The following is a 26,022-nucleotide window of genomic DNA, read 5'->3' as shown; positions in this document are numbered from 1 at the left end:
CGCCGCTGGCAGCACTGTGAGCGGAACCGGCCGGCGAAGGCCGGCGCTCAGCGCCGCCGCTCCACGTACGGCCGCGCCTGCAGCAGCACGATGCGCTCGCCCACGGTGGCCCATTCGATGTCCTGGTCGACGCCGTTGAACGCACGCTTCACGGCCGCCCCCACGGTGGCCAGCCGCACCACCAGATCGTCGGTCAGCACGTTGCGGCCGGCCTCCACCGGTACTTCCTTCACGCCGCCGTCCTTGTCCAGCTGCAGCGCGGTTTCTTCGGCCGAGCGGCTCAACACCTGGATCGCCTTGGACCAGCTCGAGTACATCACCTGCTCGGCCACGCGCCGGCCCTCCACCACGCGGATGCCGATGCCGCGCTTGGCCGAGATGTAGGTGGCGTGCGGGTGGCCGGCGTCGAAGGGGTCGCGCGTGATCATCACGCCGGCGCTGGTGGCATCGATGGCCGTCTGCACGAACACGCCCATCAGCACCGACTCGGCGCCGAAGCCCGCGGCGCTGCGCGCCTCCCAGGCCTCGGGGTTGAACACCGAGGCCCAGACCTTCTTCACCGCGAGTTCGAGCGCGTCGCCGGTCTTGACGTTGGGCACCGTGGTGTAGAGCCCCGCGCCGCTGAAGCCCGGCAGGTCTTCCGAGTTGGACGAGCTGCGCACGAACACGCCGCCACCGCCGAGCTGCGCCTGCCATGCGGCGCGCCACGCCGCCGCATCGGCCGCATCGACGGGCCACTGCACGATTTCCCCCTGCAACTGCGCCAGTGCCTTCTGCCGGACCTGCGGATCGCCCGCGAAGCCGGGCTGCTGCTGCATGCGCGCGATGTGCTCGGCCAGGCCGTTCGCGTGCATGAAGCGGTCGTAGTGCGCAAAGGGAATGCAGAAGCCGTCGGGCACGGTCGTGCCTGGAATGCGCGCGGCCAGCACGGCGCCGAGGTTGGCGGCCTTGGCGCCGCACTGCGCGCTGTTGCGGGCGCGCAATGACGCGAGCGGCAGCAGGCGGGTTTCACGCAGGTCCGGCTTCGCGGCCTTGCCGCTGCCTGGCAGTGCGCCGGTGGCCGCGGCACGTGCTGCGCGCGGCGGCAGCGCGGCAATTTCTTCCGCCGTGAGGCGGCGCACCTGGTAGCCCGATGCGGCCACCTTGAGCGCCACCCACTGCCCCGCATGCTCGCGCAGCACGGCCGCGGCATCGCGCACATAGGCGTTGGGAATGCCCCAGCCCTTGGCCAGCAGGTTGACGTGCGACAGCGCCGTGGACGGCCGCTCGGTCAGCACGCCGGCCACGGGCGGCAGGCCGATCGGCACCTGGCGCAGCACGGCGATGTCGCCCGGCAGCAGCGCGTTCAGCGCATTCGCGCCCGAGGCCTCGTCCACGATGCGCACGCGGCCAGTGGCCGTGCCCAGGTTCATCGGCATGTAGGGCTGCTCGCGGATCAGCGCCTCCTGGCTGACGAAGTCGACGCCCGCCTCGTTCGCGACGCGTTCATGCAGCGTGGAATTGGTCTTGAACTTCACGGGCGCGAAGAAGCCGGCCTTCACCTGTGCATCGGCCTCGCGCAGCAGCGCGGGAGTGAGCCGGTCGCCTTCCCAGAACTCGTAGGTGAAGCTGCCGATGTTCTGCTGCCAGCTCAGCGTGCCGAACAGGAAGCGGCGGTCGGGCACGAGGTAGTTGCGGTCGATCTCGCGCTTGCCCGCGCGCGGCGCGAGCCCGGTCTCGCGCACGAAGCGCACATGCAGCTGGTAGCGCGGCGTGTCGATGTAGTAGGTGCGCACGGGCCGGGCCCGGCGGTCGACGGCAAACAGCACGTGGGCCAGCTGCATCGGCGTGCCGGCGTCGTAGACGCGGGCCAGCGCGTCGAAGTCGCCGCGGCTGCGCAGCGCCGGCAGCGAGGCGAGCGCAGTCGGCCGCGCGGGAAGCTGTGCGCCTTCCGGGGCGGACTTGTTGCTGTTCTGCTGCTGGTAGTAGGAAGGCTTGCGCGCGAGCTGCGCGTGCGCGGGCGCGGCGGCCATGGCCATGGCGGCGCACGCGAGCGCCGCGGTCCATTGCGCCGCGCTATGGTTTGGGTAGCGCAATTCGCCCGGTGCACAGGCGTTCTTGTTGTTTTTCATGCCGAGTCCTCGATTACAAGCGGTTGCCGAATGTGCGCGCGCTTCACCAAGCAGGGGACATGCGCTGACAGCGGCAGCGGATTCTCGCGCGTTACATATCCACCGCTTTCATCCGCCCCCGGGAACCGGAGACAAACCATGAACCGCCCCGCCTTTCTCGATCTTCACCGGCCATGGCACCGATGGCTGCTCGGCCTCGCGCTGCTGTGCCTCGGTGCGGCGGCCAGCGCGCAGCAGGACCCGCCGGGACGCGTGGCGCGCCTGAACCTGCAGCAGGGCACCGTGAGCTTCGCGCCCGCCGGCGAAGACAGCTGGTACGACGCGCAGCCCAACCGCCCCCTCACCACCGGCGACCGGCTCTGGACCGACCGCAATGCGCGCGCCGAAGTCCACATCGGCTCGGCCGCGCTGCGCATGGACGGGCAGACGCACATCGAATTCTCCGAACTCGACGACGACACCATGCGCCTCACCGCGAACCAGGGCAACCTGCAGCTGCGCGTGCGCGACGAGCTGGCGGGCCAGCGTGTCGAGGTGGACACCGGCAACCTCGCGGTCGTGATCGACGCGCCCGGCGAATACCGCGTGGCGGCCGACCCCGCTGCCGGCACCACCTGGATCGCAGTGGCTTCGGGCCATGTCACGCTGCATGGCGAGAACGGCGAATCGCAAGCGCTGGGCGCGCGGCAGCAACTCACCGTGTCGGGCCGCAACCTGGCCGCTGTGGGCGGCGCACCAGCGCAAAGCGGCAGCTTCGATGCCTGGGTGGCCGAGCGCAACCGCATCGAGGACCAGTCGATCTCCGCACGCTATGTGTCGCGCGAGGTCGTGGGCTACCAGCAGCTCGACGCCTACGGCGACTGGCAGAGCGACCCGAACTATGGCGATGTCTGGTTCCCGCGCAGCGTGGATGCCGACTGGGCGCCCTACCGCGACGGCCAGTGGGTCAACATCGCGCCCTGGGGCCTGACCTGGGTCGACGCTGCGCCCTGGGGCTTTGCGCCCTTCCACTATGGCCGCTGGGCGCGCGTGGGACCGCGCTGGGCCTGGGTGCCGGGGCGGCCGGCCGCACGGCCCGTGTACTCGCCCGCGCTGGTGGGCTTCGTGGGCGGCAGCGGCGCCAATGCCGCCTTGCAGATCGGCAACGGCCGCAGCGGCGTGGGCTGGTTCCCGCTGGCCCCCGGCGAGGCATGGCGGCCCGGCTATGACGCGAGCCAGCGCTACCTCGACCAGGTGAACCGCATGGCGGCCTACCGCAACCGCCAGGCCGAGCTGCGCAACGGCTTCTATGCCAACCAGCAGATGGCGGGCGCCGTGACCGTGCTGCCGGCCGACCGCTTCGGCCGCGGCCCCTTCGGCCGGCGCGACCTGGTGCGGCTGCCGGACGACCGCTTCGCGCGGGTGCCGGTGGCGCCGGCGCCGGGCGTCCCGATGCAAGGCTTCGGCGGCGGCTTCGGCCGGCCGGCCGCTGCGCTGCCGCCGACGCAGCTGATGGCGCGCGAACAGCAGGAACTGCGCTACGAGCAGGCACGGCGAACCCGGCAGATGCAGCAGGCGCAGGCGCTCCAGCAACAACAGCAGCCAATGGAATGGCAGCGCCAGCAGGGCTTGCGCCAGCAGCAGGAGTGGCAGCAGCGCGGCGCGCATGACCAGTGGCAACAGCAACGCCAACAGCAGCAGCAGTTGCAGGTCCAGCAACAGCAGCAACAGGCGCTGCGGCAGCAGCAGGAGGCGCAGCAGCGCGCCGCCCAGGCGCAAGCCCTGCAGCAGCAACAACAAATGCAGCAGATGCAGCAACAACAGCGCGCGGCGCAGCAGCAGGCATTGGCCCAGCAACAGATGCTGCGCCAGCAGCAGGAGATGCAGCAGCGCGCCGTGCAGGCGCAGCAGCAGGCCCAGGCGCAACAGCAGGCCCAGCAGAACGCGATGCGCCAGGCGCAGGAAGCGCAGGTGCGCGCCCTCCAGCAGCAGCGCGGCTTCGCGCCTGCACCATCACCTCAGCAGCAGCCGCAGCTTCAGCCAGGCCAGCGCGGCGGCGACGACCGGCGCAGGTTGATGACCTCTCCGGACCAGCGCTGAACCTCCAGGGCTTGCACGGTGCCATCGCTCCGCGCAAGTCCCGCCGCAAGCGGCGCCCTCGGCCGGCGGCTACAGTCGCCGCCAAGGAGCGTCTTTTCATGCCCACATTCGACTTCGATCTTTTCGTCATCGGCGGCGGCAGCGGCGGCGTGCGCGCCGCGCGCATGGCGGCCCAGCAGGGGGTGCGCGTGGGCCTGGCCGAGGCGGCCGACCTTGGCGGCACCTGCGTCAACGTGGGCTGCATTCCGAAGAAGCTCTACAGCTACGCGGCCGGCTATGCCGAATCCTTCGAGGAAGCCGCGGGCTACGGCTGGCAGCTGCCGCAGGCGCCGCAGTTCGACTGGGCGCATCTCAAGGCGCAGCGCGCGAAGGAAATCAAGCGGCTCAACGGCGTCTATGCCTCGCTGCTGAAGAATTCCGGCGTGGTGCTGGTCACCGGCTGGGCGCAGCTGCTCGACGGCCACACGGTCGAGGTCGACAGCAAGCGCCACACCGCGCGCCATCTGCTGGTGGCCACCGGCGGCACACCCTACGTGCCCGACTTTCCGGGCCGCGAGCACATCGCCACTTCCGATGCGATGTTCGACCTCGACCCGTTCCCCAAGCGCCTGCTGGTCGTGGGCGGCGGCTACATCGCCTGCGAGTTCGCATCGATCTTCAACGGCCTGGGCGCCCAGGTGACGCAGCTGCACCGCCGCGCGCACCTGCTCACCGGCTTCGACGACGACGTGCGGCAGTTCCTGGCCAACGAGATGGGCAAGGCGGGCGTCGACGTGCGGCTGAACTGCGAGGCCACCTCGATCACGCGCGGGGCGCACGGGCTCACGGTCACGCTCGCGCGCGGCCAGCAGATCGAAGCCGACACGGTGCTGTTTGCGACGGGGCGCGTGCCCAACACCCAGGGACTCGGCCTGGAAGCGGCGGGCGTGAAGCTCGACGAGCGCGGCGCCATCGCGGTCGATGCGCACTACCGCAGCTCGGTGCCGTCGATCCATGCGGTGGGCGACGTGTCCACGCGCGTGCAGCTCACGCCGGTGGCGCTGGCCGAGGCGATGGTGGTGGTCGACGAACTCTTCGGCAAGGGCCGGCGCCGGCTCGACTACGAGTTCATTCCGACGGCCGTGTTCACGCACCCCAACATCGGCACCTGCGGCTACACCGAGCTCGACGCGCGCGCGAAGTTCGGCGACGTGGCGGTGTTCTCGAGCGAATTCAAGTCGCTGCGCCACACGCTGTCGGGCCGCACCGAGCGCACCTTCATGAAGCTGGTGGTCGACAAGGCCAGCGACCGCGTGGTCGGCCTGCACATGGTGGGCGCCGATGCGGGCGAGGTGGTGCAGGGCTTTGCCGTGGCGATGCGCGCGGGCGCGACCAAGGCGCTGTTCGACAGCACCATCGGCATCCACCCGACGGCGGCCGAAGAGTTCGTGACGATGCGCGAACCCATGCCAGGCTAGCGCTGCTTGCCCTCGAGCAGCTTCACCATCACGAACAGCACGCGGTTGGCGGGCGTGGGCACGCCGAGCGCCTCGCCGCGGCGCACGACGAAGCCGTTGAGGTGGTCGATCTCGCTGGGCTTGCCGCGTGCGAGGTCCTGCGCGGTCGATGAATACTGCGAGGGCATCGATTGCGCGATGCCGCGGATGGCCGCATCGGTATCGCCCGGAATCTCGACGCCCTCGGCCCTGGCCACGGCCAGGCATTCTGCGACCACGTCGCGGATCACCTCGGCCACGCCAACGCCCTTCACGAGCTCGCCGTAGGGCAGCTGCGACACGGCCGACAGCGCGTTGTAGGCGCAGTTCAGCACCAGCTTGGCCCAGAGCGAGCCGCGCACGTTGCCGGAAATCTGCGTGGGCACGCCGGCGGCCACCAGCTGCTGCGCCACTTGCTCGCTGTGGCGCGACGGCGCGATCACCAGCTCGCCGCGGCCGTGGTGCTTCACGTGGCCGGGGCCGGCCATCTCGGTGGCGACATAGACCACGGCGGCGGCCACCTCGCTGGACGGCAGCGCCGCGCGCACGCGCTCGTCGTTGTCGACGCCGTTCTGCAGCGTGAGCACCAGCGCATCGCGCGACAGATGCGGCCCGATCTGCGCCGCGGCCGCTTCGGTGTCGGTGGACTTCACGCAGAAGAGCACAAGCTGGGCGCCCTGCACCGCGCTGGGCTCGGTGCTTGCGCCGAGCGGCACGTGCTCGTCGAAGGTCTTCGTCTCCAGCCGCAGCCCGTGGGCGCGCACGGCCTCCACGTGCGAAGGCCGGCCGATCAGCACCACCTCGTGGCCCGCGCGCGCCAGCATGGCGCCGTAGTAGCAGCCGACTGCGCCGGCGCCCATGACTGCGACTTTCATCGATTCGATTCCTTGGTTGTCTGCAGGAGGCTTCGAGGTTAGCCGTTCGGCCGCCGCGCCGCAGCGGGCGGGCATGCCGGCGCCGCATTGGCATTGCACAATGCCGTCATGCCCTACATGCCCACTTTCGTCGCTCCCGCCCGCTTCAACGACGCCGCCGCCGCACTCGAACAGGTCAAGTCCATCTACCAGGGGGGCCTCGCGCACCTGCGCGAATCGATGCTGCGCTTCGTGGCCGGGGAGGCGCTGCCGGGCCGGGTGCGGGCCTGCTACCCGTTCGTGCGGGTGCACACGCACACCGTCTCGCGCCACACGCCGCCGGCCAATGCGGGGCTGAGCTATGGCTTCGTCGCCGGGCCGGGCCGCTACGAGACCACGCTGACGCGGCCCGACCTGTTCTCGCGCTACTACCTCGACCAGTTCCGCCTGCTGCTGGAGAACCACCAGGTCGAGATCGAGGTGGGCACCAGCACGCAGCCGATTCCCATCCACTTCTCCTTTGCCGAGAACGACCACATCGAAGGCACGATGAGCGAGGAGCGCCGCGCGCTGATGCGCGACGTGTTCGACCTGCCCGACCTGGGCGTGATGGACGACGGCATTGCCAATGGCACCTACGAGGCGCTGGCGGGCGAGGCGCAGCCGCTGTCGCTCTTCACGGCGGCGCGCGTGGACTATTCGCTGCACCGGCTGCGGCACTACACCGGCACCGCGCCCGAGTGGTTCCAGAATTTCGTGCTGTTCACCAACTACCAGTTCTACATCGACGAGTTCGTGCGGCTGGGCCACGAGGCCATGGCCGACGAGAAGAGCGAGTACGTGGCCTTCATCGAGCCCGGCAACGTGGTCACGCGCCGGCGCGGGCTGGCCGCGGGCGCCAGCACCAACTACGGCGGCCTGCTCGACGGCAGCCAGGGCACGGCGCCGCCGCGCCTGCCGCAGATGCCGGCCTACCACCTGGTGCGCGAGGACTGCAGCGGCATCAGCATGGTGAACATCGGCGTCGGCCCGGCCAATGCCAAGACCATCACCGACCACATCGCCGTGCTGCGCCCGCATGCCTGGATGATGCTGGGCCACTGCGCGGGCCTGCGCAACGCGCAGCAGCTCGGCGACTACGTGCTGGCGCATGCCTATGTGCGCGAGGACCACGTGCTCGACGAGGAACTGCCGCTGTGGGTGCCGATTCCGGCGCTTTCGGAAATCCAGCTCGCGCTGGAAAAAGCCGTGGCCGACGTCACGCGCTACACGGGCCCGGACCTCAAGAAGATCATGCGCACCGGCACGGTGGCGAGCACCGACAACCGCAACTGGGAGCTGCTGCCGGGCAACCAGCCGCAGCGCCGCTTCAGCCAGAGCCGGGCCGTGGCGCTCGACATGGAAAGCGCCACCATCGCGGCCAACGGCTTCCGCTTTCGCGTGCCCTACGGCACTTTGTTGTGCGTGAGCGACAAACCGCTGCACGGCGAGATCAAGCTGCCGGGCATGGCCAACCACTTCTACCGCGAGCGCGTGGAGCAGCACCTGCGCATCGGCATGCGGGCCATCGACATCCTGCGCGAGCAGGGTTCGACCCGGCTGCACAGCCGCAAGCTGCGCAGCTTCGCGGAGGTCGCCTTCCAGTAACCGCCGGGCTTACCTAGGGTTTTCACCTACTTTCGAAAGTAGGTGGGCGACGCATTTCGCGGACATCATCCGGCAACCTTTCTCACAACCGGAAACAAAATGTCTCGCTCGTCGCCCGGGAAGCTTTCTCGCCGCAACTTCAATGCATGGATGGCGGGCGCGGCCGCTGCCGCCGGGGCCGGGCCTGCGCTGCTGTGGCCCCGTCTGGCCGGCGCGGCCGAGCCGCAGCTCGTTTCGAAGCTGCGCATCGTGATTCCGGCCAACGAAGGCGGCGGCTGGGACCAGACCGGCCGCGCGCTCGGCGCGGCGCTGCTGGCCTCGGGCGCGGCGGGCGATGTGGTCTACGAGAACATCGGCGGCAAGGGCGGCACCATCGGCCTCGCCAAGTACGTCGAGAAATACGACGCCGACCCCGACACCCTGCTGATGAGCGGCATGGTCATGGTCGGCGCGGTGGCGCTGCAGAAGCCGGCCGTCACCATGGCGCAGGTGGCGCCGGTCGCGCGCCTCACCAGCGACTACGAGGTGGTGGCCGTGAAGGCCGATTCGCCGATCAAGACGCCCAAGGACCTGATCGCCCAGCTGCGCACCGATGCGGCCAAGGCCGTCATCGCGGGTGGCTCGGCCGGCGGCGTGGACCACATGTACGCCGGCATGCTGGCCCGCGTGGCCGGCAACACCGCGGGCCTGGTCTACCAGCCCTACCCGGGCGGCGCGCAGGTGGTGGAAGCACTTGCCACCGGCAAGGCCGTGGCGGGCATCTCGGGCTTCAGCGAGTTCAGCGCGGGTCTTTCCAACGGCACGCTGCGCGCGATCGGCGTGTCGTCGAAGCGGCCCTTCCTGGGCATTCCGTCGGTGCGCGAGCAGGGCGTGGACGCCGACCTGGCCAACTGGCGCGGCGTGCTCACCGGCAAGAAGGTGACGGCGGAGCGCCGGGCCGTGCTGCTCGAGGCGGTGCACCGCGCCACCAACGCCGATGTCTGGCAGAAGACCATCAAGCGCAACAACTGGGATGCGTACTGGATGGCGGGCAAGGATTTCGAGAGCTTCCTCGAATTGGACCTGGCGATGGCCGGGCCGATGATCTACCTGCTCAAGCTGAAGGCCTGAGCGCGCGCTTCAGGCAAAGAGCTCGGGCATCTCGCGCTGCGCCTTGGGCGTGAGCGCCAGCGCGCGGCCGTCGAGCTCCTGGCGCACCCAGCCGCGGCGCAGCGACAGCTGGAGCCATGCCGCGCCGAGTGCGCCGCCCAGGTGCGGGCGCCGCTCGCTCCAGTCGAGGCAGGCGCAGGCAAAGCGCCGGCGCGAGCGGCGCACCGCATCCACCTCCACGCCCAGGCTCTCCAGCGCGATGGCGCCTTCGGGCGTGAGCTCGTACGAGCCGCTCTGCAGGCCGCTGAGCCAGCCCTGCGCATGCAGCCGGTCGTGCAGCGCGACGCCCGCGGCGCCGGCCATGTGGTCGTAGCAGGTGCGCGCGGCGCGCAGGCGGCTCGGCGTGCTGGGCTTGAACTGCGCGGCGTGCGGCGCGCCGGCCACCACCATCAGGCTTTCGAGCGCGGCCGCCACGTTGTCGCCCGCCAGCCGGAAGTAGCGGTGCTTGCCCTGCACGAGCAGCTCGACCAGCCGCTCTTCCTTGAGGCGCGCGAGGTGCGCGCTGGCGGTGGAGGCGGCCACCTCGGCCACGGTGGCCAGCTCGGTCGCGGTGCGCGCATGGCCGTCCATCAGGCAGCTCAGCATGCGGGCGCGCGCGGGCTCGGCGATGGCGCCGGCCAGGCGGGCCAGCTGCACGTCGGCATTGGAGGAAGAAGAAGAGCTCGTGTCCATGCGCCGATCCTAAGACGCCGCCGCATCCCACACTTCGTTCGCGGCCGAAGTGTGGCGGCGGCGGCAATTGCACACTGCGCGGCATGAACACAAGCCCCACGCCCTCCGCCTTCGACGGCATGCCGCTCGACCCCGTCGCGGCCGTCACGCATGCCGATCCCTATCCCTACTACGCCGAACTGCGCGCGGGGCCGCCGCTCGCGTGGAACGAGGCGCTGCGCCTGTGGGTCGCGAGCCGCGCGGAGGTGATCGAATCGCTGCTGCTCGCGCACGGCGCGCTGCGCGTGCGGCCGGCGGCCGAGCCGGTGCCGCGCGCCATTGCGGGCAGCGCGGCAGGCGAGGTGTTCGGCCACCTCGTGCGCATGAACGACGGCACGGCGCACCAGGCCCATCGGCCCGCGCTGCAGCGTGCGCTGGCGGGACTGGACCTGGGCGCAGTGCGCACGGCGGCCTTGCGGGTTGCTCGCGATGTGCCGGCGCAGCCTCTATCGGACGCGCTGTTTTCCATGCCGGTGCGGACTGTCGCGCACCTGCTGGGCTTTGCCGATGAGGCGCTGCCGCAGGTGGACCGGTGGATGCGCGATTTTGTCGCCTGCCTGTCGCCGCTGTCCACGGAGGAGCAGTTGCAGGATGCGAGCGCGGCCGCGGGCGCACTCATGACGCGCTTCGAGGCGCTGGCCGCGGGCGCAGCGCCACGCGATGGAACACTGCTCGCGGCCGCGCTCGCCGAAAGCCAGGCCAGTGCGCCGCTCTCGCGCGCGCTGCTCGCGAACCTCGTCGGCCTGCTCTCGCAGACCTGCGATGCGACGGCCGGCCTGCTCGGCAACAGCCTGGTCGCGGTGATGCGCGAGCCGTCGCTGCAAGAGGCCGCGCAGACCCAGGGCGGGCTGCTGGCGATCGTGGAAGAAACGGCGCGGCACGACCCCTCGGTGCACAACACGCGGCGCTTCGTGGCCGAGCCCGTCACCATCGCGGGCACGCCGCTGGCGGCGGGCGATGCGGTGCTGCTGGTGCTGGCCGCGGCCAACCGCGATCCGGCGTTCAACCCCGAGCCCGAGCGCTTCAGCCTCGTGTGCGCGCGGCGCCGCATGCTGGGCTTCGGCCACGGCATGCACGCCTGCCCGGGCCAGGCGCTGGCCTGCACGCTGGCGGCGGCGGGGCTCGAGGCCGTGCTGCATCGCACGCCCGATCTCGCGGTGCTGCGCGAGCGCGGCTGGCACTACCGGCCCTCGGTTGCCGCGCGCATTCCCGTCTTTCATTGATGACGGGAGCGCGAAGTCCGTCAGGCGCGCGCGGCAGCCCAGCGCCCGGTGCCTTCGAGGTGCGGCGACAGCGCCGCGTCGCCCCAGCGCAGCGGCAGGGCAGCGGGCCGGCGCAGTGCGTGCTCCACATGCAGCCGCAGCAGCCGCTCGGCGCCTTCGAACTCGGCGATCTCGGGGCCGTCCAGCACCAGCTCCGCGGTGGCCGCCACATGCAGCAGATCGCCGTTGTCGTAGTCGATGAACAGCAGGCCCGCACGCGGATGGGCCACCAGGTTGCCCAGCGTGTTGAAGAAGCGGTTGCCGTTGAAGTCGGGCACCGTGAGCACGCCGCCCGCGTCGACGCGAACAAAGCCGGGCCGCCCGCCGCGATGCGACACGTCGACACCGTGCCAGCGCGCATCGGCCGCGTCGCCCCTGGCCGCATCGCCTGGGTACGCTGTGGCGATGAACAGCGTGTCGGCGCTGCCGATGAGGCGCTGTGCGTCGAGGTCGAGCGCGTCGAGCCGCTGCACGGGCGCGCGGCCGCCGCGTGCGGCCACCAGTTCCGGCTCGCGCGCCTGGATGTAGCGCGGGCAGTTGCCGAAGCTCTGCTGCACCGCGACCATGAAGCCGCCCGCATCGAGCGACTCGACCGTGCCGTTCATGCGGTTGCGCCGCCGCGTGTGCGGCTCGATGCCCAGCAGGCCGAGCGTGGCACCCTGCGCGAGCTGCCTGGCCAGCGGATCGCCGGCCGCCGGCAGCGCATCGACGCGCAGGTGCGTGGCATCGGGCGAATGCGCGAAGCCGGCGGGCGCGGCGAGCACGCTGGCCCAGGGCTGCAGGTCGGCGTCGAGGCTGCCAACCACGAGGAAGGGCAGCTGCGCGAAGAATTCGCGGTGCTGGTCGGGCATGTAGTCGCGGATCACGCGCGGGCCCATGGCCTCCATGCGGTCGCGCCAGCCCGTCTGTATTTGCAGCGCGCGCTCGCCGGCGTGGAAGGGTGCGGCGATCATGATTCAGCCGCCGCCGCAAGTCCGACCGGCGTGCGCACCATCGGCACGAAGCCGGGCAGCGCCTCCACGCGCGCGAGCCAGGCGCGCACCTGCGGGTAGGCGTCGAGCGACACGCGGCCTTCGGGTGCATGCGCGACATAGGCGTAGTTCGCGATGTCGGCCAGCGTGGCCGCAGGCCCGGCCAGGAAGGGCTGCTGCCCCAGGTGAATCTCCATCACCGCGAGCAGCGCATGCGAACGCGTGACCGTCTCGGCGGGATCGGCGGCCAGGCCGAACAGCGCCATGACGCGCGCGGCGGCCGGCCCGTAGGCCAGCGGCCCCGCGGCCACCGAGAACCAGCGCTGCACGCGCGCCGCGCCCACCGGGTCGCGCGGCATCCAGCGTGCCGGATCGGGCGAATAGCGCTCGTTGAGGTAGACCAGGATCGCGTTGGAATCGGCCAGCGTGGTTTCGCCGTCCTCGATCACCGGGACCTGCCCGAAAGGGTTGCGCGCCAGGAACTCGGGCGTGCGGTGGGCGCGCTGCTTCAAGTCGAGCTCGATCACTTCGAAAGGCAGGCCGAGCATCGAGAGGAACAGCCGCACCCGGTGCACGTGGCCCGAGATGGCGCTGCCGTAGAGCTTGATGGGTTGTGCGGGGCGGGCGGCAATGGCGTTCATGGGAGGTTCTCTGGAATGTGGAGTGGGCGTGATCCGGATTCTTCTCTCTTGCGCTGAATGAAGGAATAGCCGTTCCTGCATTTGACTGCTGCGTAAATCGGCTTAATCCGGTTTATTCCGGTTTAATGGCGCCATGGATCGTTTCAAGGCCATGCAGACCTTCGTGCAGATTGCCGACCAGGGCAGCCTGACCCGCGCCGCCGAGGCGCTCGGCAGTTCGCTGCCCGCGGTGGTGCGCGCGCTCGCCGCGCTGGAGGCCCACCTGGGCGTGCGCCTGTTCCACCGCACCACGCGCCGCCTCTCGCTCACCGAGGAGGGCCGCCACTACCTGCCGAGCGCGCGCGAGGTGCTGCTGGCCGCGGACGCCGCCGACCTTGCGCTCAAGGCCGAGGCGCGCGAGCCCGCGGGCCAGCTCACCATCACCGCGCCGGTGCTGTTCGGCCACATGTACGTGGCGCCCGCCATCACGCGCTTCATGCAGCGCCACGACAAGGTGCGCTGCACCGTGCTGCTGCACGACCGCACGGTGAACCTGCTGGAGGAAGGCATCGACGTGGGCATCCGCATCAGCCCGCTCGCGGATTCGTCGCTCGTGGCGCAGACGCTCGGCACCATCCGGCGCGTGGTGGCGGTCAGCCCCGACTACCTCGCGCGGCACGGCACGCCGCGCCATCCGCGCGAGCTCCATGGCGCGCCCTGCGTGCGCGGCCGCGTCGACGCGCCGCCGCAATGGGTGTTCCACGAACGCGGCAGGACCGTGAGCGTGACGCCGAGCTGCCGCCTCGAGTTCAACCACCTTGCGCCGGCCATCGAGGCCTGCGCCGCGGGCATGGGCTTCGGCACCTTCTTCTCCTATCAGGTGCTGCCGCATGTGGCGCAGGGCCGGTTGAAGCTGGTGCTGGAAGACTTCGAGCCGCCGCCGCGGCCGGTGAGCGTGATCTACCCGAACGCGCGGCTGCTGCCGGCCCGCACGCGCGCCTTCATCGACTGGATGAAGACCGAGTTCAGCGGCCTGCGCATGTAGGGCGGCGGCGGCAGCAGTGGCTCCGAACTCGTGCGGCTTGTCCATCGGTTGAAGCGATGGCGGCAGGCTTCGCGGGCCTGCGTCAGAATGGCCGCGTGCCCTCCTCTTCTTCTTCCTCCGCCCCGCTCTTCCACGCCAGCCGCCTTTGCAAGCGCTACGGCGGCACCACGGTCGTGGACGACCTGTCGTTCGAGATCGCGCCCGGCGAATGCCTGGGCGTGATCGGCCCGAACGGCGCCGGCAAGACCACCACCATCCGCATGTGCCTGGGCCTCACCACGCCCGACGGCGGCGACATCTGCGCGCTGGGCCTGCAGATGCCGCGCGATGCGCTGGCCATCAAGGCACAGCTCGGCGTGGTGTCGCAGTTCGACACGCTCGACCCCGACTTCAGCTGCGCCGAGAACCTCGTGGTGTACGGCCGCTACTTCGGCTTCAGCAAGGCGCAGGTGCGCGAGCGCGTGCCGCAGCTGCTGGAGTTTGCGGCGCTCTCTCACAAGGCCGATGCCAAGCCGGGCGAGCTCTCGGGCGGCATGCGCCGGCGCCTCTCGCTGGCGCGCGCGCTGGTGAACGACCCCAAGCTGCTGCTGCTGGACGAGCCCACCACCGGGCTCGACCCGCAGGCGCGCCACCTGATGTGGGAGCGCCTGCAGGTGCTGCTGCAGCAGGGCAAGTCGATCCTGCTGACCACGCACTTCATGGACGAGGCCGAGCGCCTGTGCTCGCGCCTGCTGGTGCTCGACCACGGCCGCAAGATCGCCGAGGGCCGCCCGCGCGACCTGATTGCCGAGCACCTGGAGCCCGACGTGGTCGAGGTGTATGGCAACGGCGCGCTCTCGCTGGCCGAGTCGCCGGAACTGAAGGCGATGGCAGCGCGCGTGGAAGTGAGCGGCGAGACCGTGTTCTTCTACACGCAGGATGCACGCCGGCTGCTCGACGCGCTCAGCCGGCACGGCCGCCTGCGCACCTTTCATCGGCCCGCGAACCTCGAAGACCTTTTTCTCAAGCTCACGGGCCGGCAGATCCGCGAGGACGGCTAGGCCACGACGATCATGAATACCACGACTGCAAGTTCTTCTTCTGCCGCGCCATCGCCGCCGGCCCGTTCCGTGTGGCGCGCGCCCGAGCTCTCGCTGCGCTGGTGGCCCGTGTTCCTGCGCAACCTGCTGGTGTGGCGCAAGCTCGCGATCCCCAGCCTCATCGGCAACATCGCCGAGCCGCTGATCTGGCTCGTGGCCTTCGGCTACGGCATGGGCGCGCTGGTCGGCGAGGTGTCGGTCGACGGAACCCGCGTGCCCTACATCCTGTTCCTCGCGAGCGGCTCGATCTGCATGAGCGCGATGAATGCCGCGAGCTTCGAGGCGCTGTATTCGGCGTTCTCGCGCATGCATGTGCAGAAGACCTGGGACGGCATCATGAACGCGCCGGTCGGCCTGGACGACATCGTGCTGGCCGAGATGCTGTGGGCCGCGTTCAAGTCGATCTTCACCGTGACCGCGATCCTGTTCGTGATGCTCGGGCTGGGCATCAGCCACAGCCCCAAGCTGATCGTCGCGTGGATGGTGCTGATCGGCGCGGGGATCACCTTCTCGTCGATTGCGCTGATCTTCAATGCGCTCGCGAAGGGGTACGACTTCTTCACTTATTACTTCACGCTGTTCATGACGCCGATGATGTTCTTGAGCGGCGTGTTCTTTCCGCTGGAGCAGCTGCCTTCCGCCGTGAGGGCCGTGGCGGCGTGGCTGCCGCTGACCAATGCGGTGGCGCTGGTGCGGCCGCTGTTCATGGATCAATGGCCTGGCGGGTGGTGGGTGCATGCGGGGGTGCTGGTGGTTTATGGGGTTGTTTCTTTTTGGGTGGCGTTGGCTTTGACTCGGAAGAGGTTTCGGGGGTAGGTTTTTTGGAGTTCCGGGGCCGGGTCTCGCCCCGGCGGGCGACTCACTTTCTTTGCTTCGCTTCGCCAAAGAAAGTAAGCAAAGAAAGGCGACCCCTACTGTCTGCGTCCCTTCGCTTCGCTACGGGCAACCTGCGGTGCTCGATTACGGCGGGGGTCCGCAGAACTCGCTTCGCTCAGACAGCTGCGGCCCTGATCCCGCCTCCATCTGCGCTCCTCGGCGCATACAGAAGGGGTGGGAACGGGCAGCCTTCGCTTCGCTCGGCCCCAATACCAACAGCCAATACCAACGGCCCAATCCAATCCCAACCACCGCGGCGCTGCGCGCCGCGGTGGCTTGGTGGCCGAGCGAAGCAAAGGCCCGAGTGGTTTGCCCTCCCCTCTGTATGCGCCGAGGAGCGCAGCGTTTTGCGGATCAGGGCTCGCCCTTGTTTGAGCGAAGCGAGTTTGGGCGAGACCCCGCGAAACGCGAGCACCGCAGGTTGCCCGTAGCGAAGCGAAGGGACGCAGACAGTGGGGTCGCCTTTCTTTTGCCTACGTTTCTTTGGCGAAGCAAAGAAAAGTAGGTCGCCCGCCGGGGCGAGACCCGGCCGGAAAATAACCCGACAACAGCATCCAAAAATATTACATTGCACGCAATTCAATTGCGAACTACAATTCCAGCCATGCGCAGCAGCACCAAGCAAGCCTCAGACGAAATGCTCAAGCTGGACAACCAGCTCTGCTTCGCCGTCTATTCCGCCTCCTTGGCCATGACCCGCCTCTACAAGCCGGTCCTGGAAAAGCTGCAGCTCACCTATCCCCAATACCTCGTCATGCTCGCGCTGTGGGAGCAAGACGGCCCCACGGTCTCCGAGCTCGGCGAGCGCCTCTCGCTCGATTCCGGCACGCTCACGCCGCTGCTCAAGCGGCTCGAAGCCATCGGCTATGTCACACGGCTGCGCGACGTGGCCGACGAGCGCCGCGTACACATCACGCTCACCGCCGCGGGCCGCAAGCTCAAGGCGCGCGCCGCCAGCGTGCCCGGCTGCCTCATGGCCGCGGCGCAATGCTCGGTGCCTGAACTCATCTCGCTCACCCAGCAGATCCAGACGCTGCGCGACCGCATCAGGAAAGCGGCCTGACACGCACGCACCCAAGACAGGTTTCCCCCGCTTCGATTCAAAAAAGAAGCTCTTTTTCACCACCCTCACCAACCCAAGGAATCACCACCATGACCACCAAGCTCGACAAGGTTCTCTACACCGCTGAAGCCCACACCATCGGCGGCCGCGACGGCGCAGGCAAGTCCAGCGACGGCGCCATCGACGTCAAGCTCAGCTCGCCCGGTTCGGGCAAGCCCGGCACCAACCCCGAGCAGCTGTTCGCGGTCGGCTATGCCGCCTGCTTCATCGGCGCGATGAAGGCCGTCGGCCCGAAGATCGGCGTGAAGGTGCCCGAGGACGTGGCGATCGACTCCAGCGTTTCCCTTGGCCCGACGAACGGCGGCGCCGCCTACGGCATTGCGGTGAAGCTGGCCATCACGCTGCCGGGCCTGGACGCCGAGCAGAAGCAGAAGCTGGTCGATGCGGCCCACCAGGTCTGCCCGTACTCGAACGCCACGCGCGGCAACATCGACGTCGAACTCTCGATCGCCTGATTCCGCCCCCTGCGCAAGGGGTTAAAAAAAGAAGAGCGTCCCGGCCACAAGCCGGGGCGCTTTTTCTTTTTCATGGCCGGCGTTGTCCCGCGGGTGACGCGGAACAGGGAAACGCGATAGCGCCTTTCATCGAGCTTGGCTAATGTGGCTGCAGCACGCGCCATCCCGCGCAACTCACACCACCACCATGGAGATCCACACCATGAGCACCACCACCAGCTTCCTGGTCCGCAAGGGCGAACTCGCCACCACGCAACTGCACACGGCCACCGACCAGCCGCTGGCCGACGGCCAGGTGCGCGTGCGCATCGACAGCTTTGCGCTCACCTCCAACAACATCACCTACGCCGCCTTCGGCGATGCGATGAGCTACTGGCAGTTCTTTCCGTCCACGGAAGAAGGCTGGGGCAGCATCCCGGTGTGGGGCTTTGCCAGCGTGGTGCAGTCGCTGCACCCGGGCGTGGCGGCGGGCGAGCGGCTCTACGGCTACTGGCCGATGTCGTCGGGCGCTGTGCTGAGCCCCGACCGCCTCTCGCCCGGGCGTTTTACCGACGCCGCCGCGCACCGTGCCGAGCTGCCCGCGGTCTACAACCAGTACTTCCGCTGCAACGCCGATCCGCTCTACACCGCGGACACCGAGGACGTGCAGGCGCTGCTGCGCCCGCTGTTCATCACCTCGTGGCTGATCGACGACTTCATGGCCGACAACGATTTCTTCGGCGCCAACACCATGCTGCTGTCGAGCGCATCGAGCAAGACGGCCTACGGCACCGCCTTCCAGCTGCACCAGCGCGAAGGCGTCGAGGTGATCGGCCTGACCTCCGCCGCCAACGTGGCCTTCTGCGAAAGCCTGGGCTGCTACCACCGCGTGCTGAGCTACGACGCGCTCGACGACATCGCGGCCGCCACGCCCTGCGTCTATGTGGACTTTGCGGGCAACGCCGGGCTGCGCAACGCGATCCACACGCGTTTTTCCAACCTCAAGTACAGCTGCTCGATCGGCGGCACGCACGTGGAGCAGCTCGCGGCCAAGGGCGCGGGCAAGGACCTGGCCGGTCCGCGCGCCACGCTGTTCTTTGCGCCGGCGCAGATCAAGAAGCGCACCGCCGAATGGGGCGCCGACGAATTCGGCCGGCGCATGGTGGCCGCCTGGCACCACTTCCTGGCGAGCGTGACCGACGCGAAGAACCCCTGGCTGCGCGCCGAGCACCACCACGGCGGCGAAGCGGTGCAGGCCGCCTATGCGCAGGTGCTGGCCGGCAAGGGCGACCCGCGCATCGGCCATGTCCTTTCGCTTTACAAACAACCGGGCGGCCTCTGACATTCCGGGCGCCGGGGTAGCGACAATCGCCGCATGACCCTTTCCCCCGCTGCGCCCGCGAATACCCATCCCTACGAGAACCTCACGCCCGATGTGGTGCTGGACGCCCTGGCAACGCTCGGCCTGCACGGCGATGGCCGGCTCACGGGCCTGAACTCGTACGAGAACCGGGTCTACCAGGTCTACCTGGAAGACCGCAGTGCGGTGGTGGTCAAGTTCTACCGCCCCGAGCGCTGGAGCGAAGCCGAGATCCTCGAAGAGCACGGCTTCTCGCTCGAACTGGCGGCGGCCGAAGTGCCCGCCGTGGCACCGCTGGCCTTCGACGGCAGCACGCTGCACCGCCACGGCGGCTTCGCCTTCAGCGTGAGCCCCTACCGCGGCGGCCGCGCGCCGGAGCTCGACGATTTCGAAGTGCTCGAGTGGGTCGGCCGCTTTCTCGCGCGCATCCACACGGTGGGCAGCGCACGGCCCTTCGAGGCCCGGCCCGCGCTCGACCTGCAGACCTTCGGCATCGCCTCGCGCGACTGGCTGCTGGCCAACGACAAGGTGCCGCTCGACGTGCAGCGCGACTGGGAAAAGGCCTGCAACGAAGCACTGGACATGATTGCCGCCACGGCACTGGCGGTGAGCGCCCCGGCCTCCGATTTCAAGCCGCGCAAGCTGCGCCTGCACGGCGACGTGCATCCCGGCAACATCCTTTGGACCCCCACTGACCGCCCCGGCGGCGGGCCGCACTTCGTCGACCTGGACGATGCGCGCACCGGCTTCGCGGTGCAGGACTTGTGGATGCTGCTGTCGGGCGAGCGCGCGCAGCGCACCGCGCAGCTCTCGGGGCTGCTCGACGGCTACGAGCAGTTCCGCGAATTCGACCGCCGCGAGCTCGCGCTGATCGAGCCGCTGCGCACCCTGCGGCTCATCCATTACAGCGCCTGGCTCGCGCGCCGCTGGGAAGACCCGATCTTCCCGATCAACTTCCCGTGGTTCGGCTCCAGCGACTACTGGAAGGGCCAGATCCTCGTGCTGCAGGAGCAGTGCGAGCAGATGGCCGAAGAGCCGCTCTACGCCTAGAAATGTCAGCCCCCCGGCTTTTCACTTCGCTTCGCTGCGTGTAATTCTCCACCCCCCGAGGGGGAGGCCCGGTCGCCTTGGGGCGGCCCGGCGGCGGCCGGTTGCACGTTGGCCACGCCCTGCAGCAGCCGTTCGGCCAGCACGTTCGGCGGCCCGCTGCGCCACACGCCATGCGCCTCCGATTGCGCCACCGCGCGGTCGAGCGGCCGGAACACCGCGCCGCGCAGGGCCGAATGCCGCATGGCCTGCGGCACCAGTGCCACGCCCATGCCCTGCGACACCAGCGAGACCACCGCGAGCCAGTGGCGCACCTCGTGCCGCACCTCGGGCAGGAAGCCGGCGTCGGCGCAGATCGACAGGATGCGCTCGTGGTAGTCGGGCGAGGCCTCGCGCGAGAACAGCACGAAGGGCTGGTTGCGCAGGTCGGGCGGCGCCAGCACGCGCTTGCGCGCGAGCGCGTGGCCCGAGGGCAGGCAGCACACGAAAGGCTCGGACAGCAGCAGCCGGTGCTGCAGCTCGGGCGGCATGCGGCTGGTGTGGACGAAGCCCAGGTCGAGCCGGTCGTGCAGCAGCTCGGCGATCTGCACGCCTGAATTGAGTTCGGCGAGCGTGATGCGCACCGCCGGGTGCCGGGCCTGGAACGCGCGCAGCGCCTGCGGCAGACCGCGGTAGAGCATCGCACCGACGAAGCCGATGCGCAGCCGCCCGGCCGAGCCCGCGGCCACGTCGCGCGCCTCGAGCGCCGCCTCTTCCGCCTGCAGCAGCAGCCGCCGCGCCGAAATGCGCAGCGCCTCGCCCGCATGCGTGAGGCGCACCTCCTTGCTGTTGCGCTCGAACAGCCGCGCGCCCACCGACTCCTCGAGTTGGCGGATCGCCACCGACAGCGGCGGCTGCGAGATCGACAGGCGCCGCGCGGCGCGCCCGAAGTGCAGCTCCTCGGCCAGCACGGAAAAGTAGCGCAGGTGTCGCAGTTCCATGAATAGGCAAATCGAATCGAACAAGACCTATTCGATATTAGACACGGATCGCCTGGAAACCAACAATGCGGCGAACCAGGAGACACAACGCATGGCCCAGAACGACGCCACCGCCGCGCACGCGCACCCGATTCCCGACCGCCACGGCCAGAACCTGTTCAGCACCGACACCGAGCTGCACAAGCTGCTCGCGCTCTACCTGCCCGCCGACCTGCTGGCCCACATGCAGCCGCACTTCGAGCGGCTGGGCGGCCTCGCGGGCGGCCTGCTCGACGACTTGGCCGGCACCGCCGACCGCAACCCGCCCACGCTGGAGCAGCGCACGCGCACCGGCCTGGACGAGCAGAAGATCGTCAAGCACCCGGCCTACGTCGAGATGGAACGCCTCGCGCTCAGCGAATTCGGCCTGGCCGCGATGTCGCACCGCGATGAGACGCTGGGCTGGAAGGGCAGGATGCCGCCGCTGGTCAAGTACGTGCTGACCTATCTCTTCGTGCAGGCGGAGTTCGGCCTGTGCTGCCCGGTCTCGATGACCGACTCGCTCACGCGCACGCTCAGGAAGTTCGGGGGCCCCGAGCTGGTCGCGCGCTTCCTGCCGCGCCTGACCTCGCTCGATTTCGACGAGCTTGCGCAGGGCGCGATGTTCATGACCGAGCAGGCCGCGGGCTCCGACATCGCGGCCACCGCGACGATGGCGCGGCAAGAGACGGATGGCAGCTGGCGCCTCAGCGGCGACAAGTGGTTCTGCTCCAACCCCGATGCCGACTTTGCGATGGTGCTCGCACGCGCCGACAACGGCCCGGCCGGCATGAAGGGCGTGTCGCTGTTCCTGCTGCCGCGCCGGCTCGAAGACGGCAGCCTCAACCATTACCGCATCATTCGCCTCAAGGACAAGCTGGGCACGCGCTCGATGGCCAGCGGCGAGATCCGGCTCGAAGGCGCCATCGCCTACCTGGTGGGCGAGGAAGGCCGCGGCTTCGTGCAGATGGCCGACATGGTCAACAACTCGCGCCTATCGAACGGCGTGCGCGCCGCCGGCCTCATGCGCCGCGCGGTGGCCGAGGCCGAATACATCGCCGCCGAGCGCCGCGCCTTCGGCCGCACGCTCGAGCAGATGCCGCTGATGCAGCGCCAGCTCGACAAGCTGCGCCTGCCGGCCGAGCAGGCGCGCACCATGGTGTGCCAGACCGCGCTGGCGCTGGCGCGCTCCGACGCCGGGGAGCCTGATGCCTACGCGCTGCTGCGCATCCTCACGCCGCTCATCAAGTTCCGCGCCTGCCGCGATGCGCGCAAGGTCACGGGCGACGCGATGGAAGTGCGCGGCGGCTGCGGCTACATCGAGGAATGGAGCGATCCGCGGCTCGTGCGCGATGCGCACCTGGGCTCGATCTGGGAAGGCACGAGCAACATCGTGGCGCTGGACGTGATCCGCGCCGTGAAGCGCGAGGGCTCGCTGCCGGTGCTGCGCGCGCACTGCGAGCAGCTGCTGGCCGATGCGGCGCTGCCGCCGGCCTTTGCCAAGGCGCTGCGCGATGCACTGGCGCGCGCCGCCGCGCTGGCCGAGACGGCCGCGCGAGAAGGCGGCGACGTGCTGGCGCGCCAGGCCGCCTCGGCGCTCTACCACTGCACGAGCAGCATCGCGATGGCCTGGGAGGCCGCGCGCAGCGGTTCCGCCCCGCGCCTTCGCTGGGCCCAGCTGGTGCTGCTGCACCGCGTGCTGCCGCGCGACCCGCTCGCGCCCGACGCGATGCCCGCGGACTGGAACAGCGCGGCCACCACGCGCACCGCCAAGGCCACGGCCTGATTCACGACGACAGAGAAAAAACGGAGACATCATCTTGCGACACCTCACCCTCTTCTTCGCGGCCCTGACCGCCTGCGCCGCGCTGCTGGGCGCCGCTCCCGCCGCACAGGCCCAGGGGCCTTTCCCCTCCAAGCCCCTGGTGCTGGTCGTGCCCTTCCCGCCCGGCGGCCCGACCGACGCCATGGCCCGTACGCTGGCCGCCGAGATGAAGGACCGCCTCGGCCAGCCGATGATCGTGGAGAACCGCGCAGGCGCGGGCGGCAACATCGGCGCCGACTACGTGGCGCGCGCCGAGGCCGACGGCCACACGCTGCTGTTCGGCACCTCGGGCCCGCTGGCCATCAACGCGAGCCTCTACCGCAAGATCAGCTACGACCCGGTCAAGAGCTTCGCGCCGGTGATCCAGGTCGGCTACCTGCCGAACATCCTGGTGGTGAACCCTGCGCTGCCGGTGAAGGACGTGAAAGAGCTGGTCGCCCATGCCAGGGCGAACCCGGGCAAGCTCAGCTATGCGTCGTCGGGCAACGGCGCGTCGTCGCACCTGGCGGGCGTGCTGTTCAACTCGGTGGCCGGCACCGACCTGCAGCACATCCCCTACAAGGGCACCGGCCCCGCGCTCAACGACCTGCTCGGCAACCAGGTGAGCATGACCTTCACCGACATCCTCACCGCGCTGCCTTATGTGAAGGCCGGCAAGCTGCGCGCGCTGGGCGTGGCGACGCTCGCGCGCTCGCAGGCGCTGCCCGAGGTGCCGACGATTGCCGAGCAGGGCTACAAGGGCTACGACGTGAGCGTGTTCTTCGGCATCGTGGCGCCCGCCGGCACGCCCGCGGACCGCGTGGCCAGGCTCAACCAGGCCTTCGCCGAGGTGCTGAACTCGCCCAAGGTCAAGCAGATGTTCGCGGCGCAGGGCCTCGAGGCCTCGGCGGACACGTCGCCGCAGAAGCTCGGGCAGTTCATCGTGAGCGAGTCGGCCAAGTGGAAGGACGTGGTGAAGAAGTCGGGGGCGCAGCTGGATTGATTTGAGTCCGAAGTTGTTCAGGGTGCACTCGCGCCGACGGGGTACCTTGCTCCGCGAATGTCCTCCGGCCTTCGGCCTCCCCCTTGATTTCGCTGCGCAAGGCACCCCATCGACGCGAGTGTTTTCAGAGCCGTGGTTGATCAGCGATATGCCAGCGGCGTGTCCCAGTGCACAGAGCATCGGGTGCTCCCCGCAGCGAAATCAAGGGGGAGGCCGAAGGCCGGGGGACATTCGCGGAGGGGAGTACCCGGTGATCTGTGCACACGCCCCTGAACAAAAAACCCAACACACAAAAACACGGAACACCGAAATGACACAGCACCAAGGCGCCCTCGCAGGCATCCGCGTCCTCGACATCTCGCGCATCCTCGGCGGCCCCTACTGCGGCCAGATCCTTGGCGACCACGGTGCCGACGTGCTCAAGGTCGAGCCGCCGCAAGGCGACGACACGCGCACCTGGGGCCCGCCCTTCAAGGACGGCGTGGCTTCGTACTACCACGGCCTGAACCGCAACAAGCGCGTGCAGCACCTCGACTTTTCCACGGACGAAGGCCGCGAGGCGCTGCTCGCGCTCGTGGCCGAGGCCGACGTGCTGATCGAGAACTTCAAGACCGGCACCATGGAGCGCTGGGGCATCGGCTACGAGGCGATCTCGGCGCGCTTTCCGCGCCTCGTGTGGTGCCGCGTCTCGGGCTTCGGCGCCGATGGCCCGCTGGGCGCGCTGCCCGGCTACGACGCCGCCGTGCAGGCCATGACCGGCATCATGAGCATCAACGGCGAAGCCGACGGCGGCCCGCTGCGCGTGGGCCTGCCGGTGGTCGACATGGTGACCGGGCTCAATGCGGTGATCGGCGTGCTGCTCGCGCTGCAGGAGCGCAACCGCAGCGGCCGCGGGCAGTTCGTGGAAGCCGCGCTGTACGACAGCGGGCTCTCGCTGCTGCATCCGCATGCGGCCAACTGGTTCATGGATGGCACCGAGCCCCGCCGCACCGGCAACGCGCATCCCAACATCTATCCCTACGACGCGCTGGCCACCGGCACCGACCCGGTGTTCGTGGCGGTGGGCAACGACCGCCAGTTCGCGAGCCTGTGCCGCTGCATCGGCCTGCCCGCGCTGGCCGACGATCCGCTCTACCGCACGGCCGGCGCGCGCTCGGTGCACCGTGCGGGGCTCAAGCAGCAGCTGGAAGCGGCCATGGCGGCGTTCGACGGCCGTGCGCTGGTCGAGCAGCTGATGGCCGCGGGCGTGCCCGCCGCGCCGGTGCTGCCGGTGGCTGCGGCGCTCGAGCATCCGCACACGGCGCACCGCGAAATGGTGGTGGAAATGGAAGGCGGCTACCGCGGCATCGGCGCGCCCGTGAAGCTCAGCCGCACGCCGGCGAGCTACCGGCACGCGCCGCTCACGCCGGGCGAGCGCTTCCTGCCCGATGCCGCGGCCGGCACTGGCACCAGCGGCTCATAGCCCGGGCCGCGCGCCGGCGCGCGCCTTGGGCGCATGGAAAGCCTGCATGAACGCGCCCTGCAGTTCCGCCGGCAGGTCGGGCCGGTGGCACATCGCATAGCCGAGGCTCGGCGGATCGTCGGCGAGCGCAACAAAACGGATGTCGGGCCGTGCGATGCAGGCGAGCGATTCCACCACCAGCCCGATGCCCGCACCGGCCGCCACCAGCCCCACGAGCGAGATCGACGAGCTTGCGCACTGGTTGACCTGCGTGGTGATGCCGGCACGCGCAAGGTAGGCGGCGATGCGGTCGAACACCACCGGCCCGATGTCGCGCCGCACGCCGACCAGCGTCTGCTGCCGCAGGTCCGCCGCCGCAATGCGGCTGGCGCCCGCGAGCGGATGCGCGGCCGGCATCACGGCCATGAAGCGGTCGCGGGCCACCTCGCGCACCACGAGGTCGTCGCGCGAGGACGGCGGATGCACCACCGCGAGGTCGAGCCTGCGGTGCGCCACGGCCTCCTCGAGTTCGTCCGACAGGCCCTCGGTCAGCGCCAGCACCACGCCCGGATGCGCGGCCGAAAAGGCACGCATCGCATCGGGAAAGAAGGACAGCGCTGCGATGGGCGTGACGCCGATCTCCAGCCGGTCGAAGGCGCCGCGCCCGATGGCGCGCGCGGCCTCGTCGGTCTCGGCGGCGCGCGACAGCAGCCGCCGCGCGTGCGGCAGCAGGCGCGCACCCTGCTCCGTCAGCCGGACGCCGCGCGCCTGCCGGTCGAACAGCGCAAAGCCCAGGGCCTCCTCGAGCCGCTGCACCCGCACGCTGAGCGCGGGCTGCGAGATGGCGAGCAGCGAGGCGGCGCGCCGGATGTTGCCGATCTCGGCCAGCGTGACGAAGCATCGCCATTGCTTGAGTTCCAAGGAGCGGTCTCC

General features: G+C 69.8%; 22 protein-coding genes. 15 read left to right on the top strand and 7 right to left on the bottom strand.

Going from position 1 to position 26,022, the window contains the following annotated elements; all coding sequences use genetic code 11:
* Positions 1-47: 47 nt before the first annotated feature.
* Positions 48-2,111 carry a PEP/pyruvate-binding domain-containing protein gene (locus tag VPA02S_RS14000; protein WP_062364217.1) on the bottom strand — a complete coding sequence of 688 codons (2,064 nt, stop codon included), beginning with the start codon at positions 2,109-2,111 and terminating at the stop codon, positions 48-50.
* Between the two features lie 138 nt (positions 2,112-2,249).
* Here VPA02S_RS14000 and VPA02S_RS13995 point away from each other — a divergent pair, with 138 nt between their 5' ends.
* Positions 2,250-4,190, top strand: coding sequence for a DUF6600 domain-containing protein (locus tag VPA02S_RS13995; RefSeq protein WP_062364215.1), 1,941 nt, complete (start codon positions 2,250-2,252; stop codon positions 4,188-4,190).
* Between the two features lie 98 nt (positions 4,191-4,288).
* A complete protein-coding gene (gene gorA / locus VPA02S_RS13990) occupies positions 4,289-5,647 on the top strand; it encodes a glutathione-disulfide reductase (protein WP_062364213.1) in 1,359 nt (452 codons plus the stop codon).
* On the opposite strand, the gene VPA02S_RS13985 is transcribed toward gorA, so the two are convergent.
* Positions 5,644-6,540, bottom strand: coding sequence for a ketopantoate reductase family protein (locus VPA02S_RS13985; protein ID WP_062364211.1), 897 nt, complete (start codon positions 6,538-6,540; stop codon positions 5,644-5,646). The two genes, gorA and VPA02S_RS13985, sit on opposite strands and share 4 nt — an antisense overlap.
* A 108-nt stretch (positions 6,541-6,648) precedes the next feature.
* Here VPA02S_RS13985 and VPA02S_RS13980 point away from each other — a divergent pair, with 108 nt between their 5' ends.
* Positions 6,649-8,166: an AMP nucleosidase gene (locus tag VPA02S_RS13980; protein ID WP_015867707.1), complete on the top strand. Its 1,518-nt coding sequence runs from the start codon at positions 6,649-6,651 to the stop codon at positions 8,164-8,166.
* Positions 8,167-8,316: 150 nt separating this feature from the next.
* Positions 8,317-9,276, top strand: coding sequence for a Bug family tripartite tricarboxylate transporter substrate binding protein (locus VPA02S_RS13975; protein WP_018905106.1), 960 nt, complete (start codon positions 8,317-8,319; stop codon positions 9,274-9,276).
* 9 nt (positions 9,277-9,285) lie between these two features.
* On the opposite strand, the gene VPA02S_RS13970 is transcribed toward VPA02S_RS13975, so the two are convergent.
* A complete protein-coding gene (locus VPA02S_RS13970; RefSeq protein ID WP_062364209.1) occupies positions 9,286-9,987 on the bottom strand; it encodes an ArsR/SmtB family transcription factor in 702 nt (233 codons plus the stop codon).
* A gap of 83 nt (positions 9,988-10,070) precedes the next feature.
* Between VPA02S_RS13970 and VPA02S_RS13965 the strand changes: the two genes are divergently transcribed.
* Positions 10,071-11,249 carry a cytochrome P450 gene (locus VPA02S_RS13965; RefSeq protein WP_244883461.1) on the top strand — a complete coding sequence of 393 codons (1,179 nt, stop codon included), beginning with the start codon at positions 10,071-10,073 and terminating at the stop codon, positions 11,247-11,249.
* A gap of 20 nt (positions 11,250-11,269) precedes the next feature.
* Here VPA02S_RS13965 and VPA02S_RS13960 read toward each other — a convergent pair whose 3' ends face one another.
* Together VPA02S_RS13960 and VPA02S_RS13955 are read right to left on the bottom strand one after the other, a co-directional pair.
* Complete coding sequence (locus VPA02S_RS13960; protein ID WP_062364208.1) at positions 11,270-12,241, bottom strand: pyridoxamine 5'-phosphate oxidase family protein; 972 nt, start codon at positions 12,239-12,241, stop codon at positions 11,270-11,272.
* A complete protein-coding gene (locus VPA02S_RS13955; RefSeq protein WP_028254222.1) occupies positions 12,238-12,900 on the bottom strand; it encodes a glutathione S-transferase family protein in 663 nt (220 codons plus the stop codon). Before VPA02S_RS13955 ends, VPA02S_RS13960 begins: the two co-directional genes overlap by 4 nt.
* Positions 12,901-13,033: 133 nt before the next feature.
* Here VPA02S_RS13955 and VPA02S_RS13950 point away from each other — a divergent pair, with 133 nt between their 5' ends.
* The 7 genes from VPA02S_RS13950 (at position 13,034) to VPA02S_RS13920 (ending at position 19,846) form a co-directional block, all read left to right on the top strand.
* Positions 13,034-13,924 carry a LysR family transcriptional regulator gene (locus tag VPA02S_RS13950; protein ID WP_028254223.1) on the top strand — a complete coding sequence of 297 codons (891 nt, stop codon included), beginning with the start codon at positions 13,034-13,036 and terminating at the stop codon, positions 13,922-13,924.
* Positions 13,925-13,980: 56 nt separating this feature from the next.
* Entirely contained in the window at positions 13,981-14,964 is a 984-nt protein-coding gene (locus tag VPA02S_RS13945) for an ATP-binding cassette domain-containing protein (protein ID WP_018905112.1), read from the top strand.
* 12 nt (positions 14,965-14,976) lie between these two features.
* Positions 14,977-15,819 carry an ABC transporter permease gene (locus VPA02S_RS13940; protein ID WP_062364207.1) on the top strand — a complete coding sequence of 281 codons (843 nt, stop codon included), beginning with the start codon at positions 14,977-14,979 and terminating at the stop codon, positions 15,817-15,819.
* A 664-nt stretch (positions 15,820-16,483) separates the two neighbouring features.
* On the top strand, positions 16,484-16,942 hold the full coding sequence (locus VPA02S_RS13935; protein ID WP_062364206.1) for a MarR family winged helix-turn-helix transcriptional regulator: 459 nt from the start codon (positions 16,484-16,486) through the stop codon (positions 16,940-16,942).
* An 89-nt stretch (positions 16,943-17,031) separates the two neighbouring features.
* Positions 17,032-17,457 (top strand): organic hydroperoxide resistance protein, encoded by a 426-nt coding sequence (locus VPA02S_RS13930; protein WP_015867717.1) that lies wholly within the window; start codon positions 17,032-17,034, stop codon positions 17,455-17,457.
* Between the two features lie 202 nt (positions 17,458-17,659).
* Positions 17,660-18,778 carry a DUF2855 family protein gene (locus VPA02S_RS13925; protein ID WP_174545062.1) on the top strand — a complete coding sequence of 373 codons (1,119 nt, stop codon included), beginning with the start codon at positions 17,660-17,662 and terminating at the stop codon, positions 18,776-18,778.
* Between the two features lie 33 nt (positions 18,779-18,811).
* Positions 18,812-19,846, top strand: a complete 1,035-nt coding sequence (locus tag VPA02S_RS13920) for a serine/threonine protein kinase (RefSeq protein ID WP_062364204.1) — start codon at positions 18,812-18,814, stop codon at positions 19,844-19,846.
* 5 nt (positions 19,847-19,851) lie between these two features.
* Here VPA02S_RS13920 and VPA02S_RS13915 read toward each other — a convergent pair whose 3' ends face one another.
* Positions 19,852-20,823 carry a LysR family transcriptional regulator gene (locus tag VPA02S_RS13915; protein ID WP_062364202.1) on the bottom strand — a complete coding sequence of 324 codons (972 nt, stop codon included), beginning with the start codon at positions 20,821-20,823 and terminating at the stop codon, positions 19,852-19,854.
* A 91-nt stretch (positions 20,824-20,914) separates the two neighbouring features.
* On the opposite strand from VPA02S_RS13915, the gene VPA02S_RS13910 reads away from it, so the two are divergent.
* The 3 genes from VPA02S_RS13910 (at position 20,915) to VPA02S_RS13900 (ending at position 25,110) form a co-directional block, all read left to right on the top strand.
* Positions 20,915-22,627 carry an acyl-CoA dehydrogenase family protein gene (locus VPA02S_RS13910; protein ID WP_062364200.1) on the top strand — a complete coding sequence of 571 codons (1,713 nt, stop codon included), beginning with the start codon at positions 20,915-20,917 and terminating at the stop codon, positions 22,625-22,627.
* Between the two features lie 34 nt (positions 22,628-22,661).
* Positions 22,662-23,648: a Bug family tripartite tricarboxylate transporter substrate binding protein gene (locus tag VPA02S_RS13905; RefSeq protein WP_062364198.1), complete on the top strand. Its 987-nt coding sequence runs from the start codon at positions 22,662-22,664 to the stop codon at positions 23,646-23,648.
* Positions 23,649-23,958: 310 nt separating this feature from the next.
* Positions 23,959-25,110: a CaiB/BaiF CoA transferase family protein gene (locus tag VPA02S_RS13900; RefSeq protein WP_062364195.1), complete on the top strand. Its 1,152-nt coding sequence runs from the start codon at positions 23,959-23,961 to the stop codon at positions 25,108-25,110.
* Here the strand turns inward: VPA02S_RS13900 and VPA02S_RS13895 are convergent.
* Positions 25,105-26,010: a LysR family transcriptional regulator gene (locus VPA02S_RS13895; protein WP_062364193.1), complete on the bottom strand. Its 906-nt coding sequence runs from the start codon at positions 26,008-26,010 to the stop codon at positions 25,105-25,107. The two genes, VPA02S_RS13900 and VPA02S_RS13895, sit on opposite strands and share 6 nt — an antisense overlap.
* Between the last annotated feature and the right edge of the window lie 12 nt (positions 26,011-26,022).

The sequence above is a fragment of the Variovorax paradoxus NBRC 15149 genome, from assembly GCF_001591365.1.
Lineage (GTDB): Bacteria > Pseudomonadota > Gammaproteobacteria > Burkholderiales > Burkholderiaceae_C > Variovorax > Variovorax paradoxus.
Note: the sequence above shows the minus strand (reverse complement) of the source record. Positions and strands in the feature narration are given on the sequence as shown.

Excerpts from the sequence above, each read along its gene's own strand:
- VPA02S_RS14000 (WP_062364217.1), bottom strand. The coding sequence starts at position 2,111 with ATGAAAAACAACAAGAACGCCTGTGCACCGGGCGAATTGCGCTACCCA.
- VPA02S_RS13995 (WP_062364215.1), top strand. The coding sequence starts at position 2,250 with ATGAACCGCCCCGCCTTTCTCGATCTTCACCGGCCATGGCACCGATGG.
- gorA (WP_062364213.1), top strand. The coding sequence starts at position 4,289 with ATGCCCACATTCGACTTCGATCTTTTCGTCATCGGCGGCGGCAGCGGC.
- VPA02S_RS13985 (WP_062364211.1), bottom strand. The coding sequence starts at position 6,540 with ATGAAAGTCGCAGTCATGGGCGCCGGCGCAGTCGGCTGCTACTACGGC.
- VPA02S_RS13980 (WP_015867707.1), top strand. The coding sequence starts at position 6,649 with ATGCCCTACATGCCCACTTTCGTCGCTCCCGCCCGCTTCAACGACGCC.
- VPA02S_RS13975 (WP_018905106.1), top strand. The coding sequence starts at position 8,317 with ATGGCGGGCGCGGCCGCTGCCGCCGGGGCCGGGCCTGCGCTGCTGTGG.
- VPA02S_RS13970 (WP_062364209.1), bottom strand. The coding sequence starts at position 9,987 with ATGGACACGAGCTCTTCTTCTTCCTCCAATGCCGACGTGCAGCTGGCC.
- VPA02S_RS13965 (WP_244883461.1), top strand. The coding sequence starts at position 10,071 with ATGAACACAAGCCCCACGCCCTCCGCCTTCGACGGCATGCCGCTCGAC.
- VPA02S_RS13960 (WP_062364208.1), bottom strand. The coding sequence starts at position 12,241 with ATGATCGCCGCACCCTTCCACGCCGGCGAGCGCGCGCTGCAAATACAG.
- VPA02S_RS13955 (WP_028254222.1), bottom strand. The coding sequence starts at position 12,900 with ATGAACGCCATTGCCGCCCGCCCCGCACAACCCATCAAGCTCTACGGC.
- VPA02S_RS13950 (WP_028254223.1), top strand. The coding sequence starts at position 13,034 with ATGGATCGTTTCAAGGCCATGCAGACCTTCGTGCAGATTGCCGACCAG.
- VPA02S_RS13945 (WP_018905112.1), top strand. The coding sequence starts at position 13,981 with ATGGCGGCAGGCTTCGCGGGCCTGCGTCAGAATGGCCGCGTGCCCTCC.
- VPA02S_RS13940 (WP_062364207.1), top strand. The coding sequence starts at position 14,977 with ATGAATACCACGACTGCAAGTTCTTCTTCTGCCGCGCCATCGCCGCCG.
- VPA02S_RS13935 (WP_062364206.1), top strand. The coding sequence starts at position 16,484 with ATGCGCAGCAGCACCAAGCAAGCCTCAGACGAAATGCTCAAGCTGGAC.
- VPA02S_RS13930 (WP_015867717.1), top strand. The coding sequence starts at position 17,032 with ATGACCACCAAGCTCGACAAGGTTCTCTACACCGCTGAAGCCCACACC.
- VPA02S_RS13925 (WP_174545062.1), top strand. The coding sequence starts at position 17,660 with ATGAGCACCACCACCAGCTTCCTGGTCCGCAAGGGCGAACTCGCCACC.
- VPA02S_RS13920 (WP_062364204.1), top strand. The coding sequence starts at position 18,812 with ATGACCCTTTCCCCCGCTGCGCCCGCGAATACCCATCCCTACGAGAAC.
- VPA02S_RS13915 (WP_062364202.1), bottom strand. The coding sequence starts at position 20,823 with ATGGAACTGCGACACCTGCGCTACTTTTCCGTGCTGGCCGAGGAGCTG.
- VPA02S_RS13910 (WP_062364200.1), top strand. The coding sequence starts at position 20,915 with ATGGCCCAGAACGACGCCACCGCCGCGCACGCGCACCCGATTCCCGAC.
- VPA02S_RS13900 (WP_062364195.1), top strand. The coding sequence starts at position 23,959 with ATGACACAGCACCAAGGCGCCCTCGCAGGCATCCGCGTCCTCGACATC.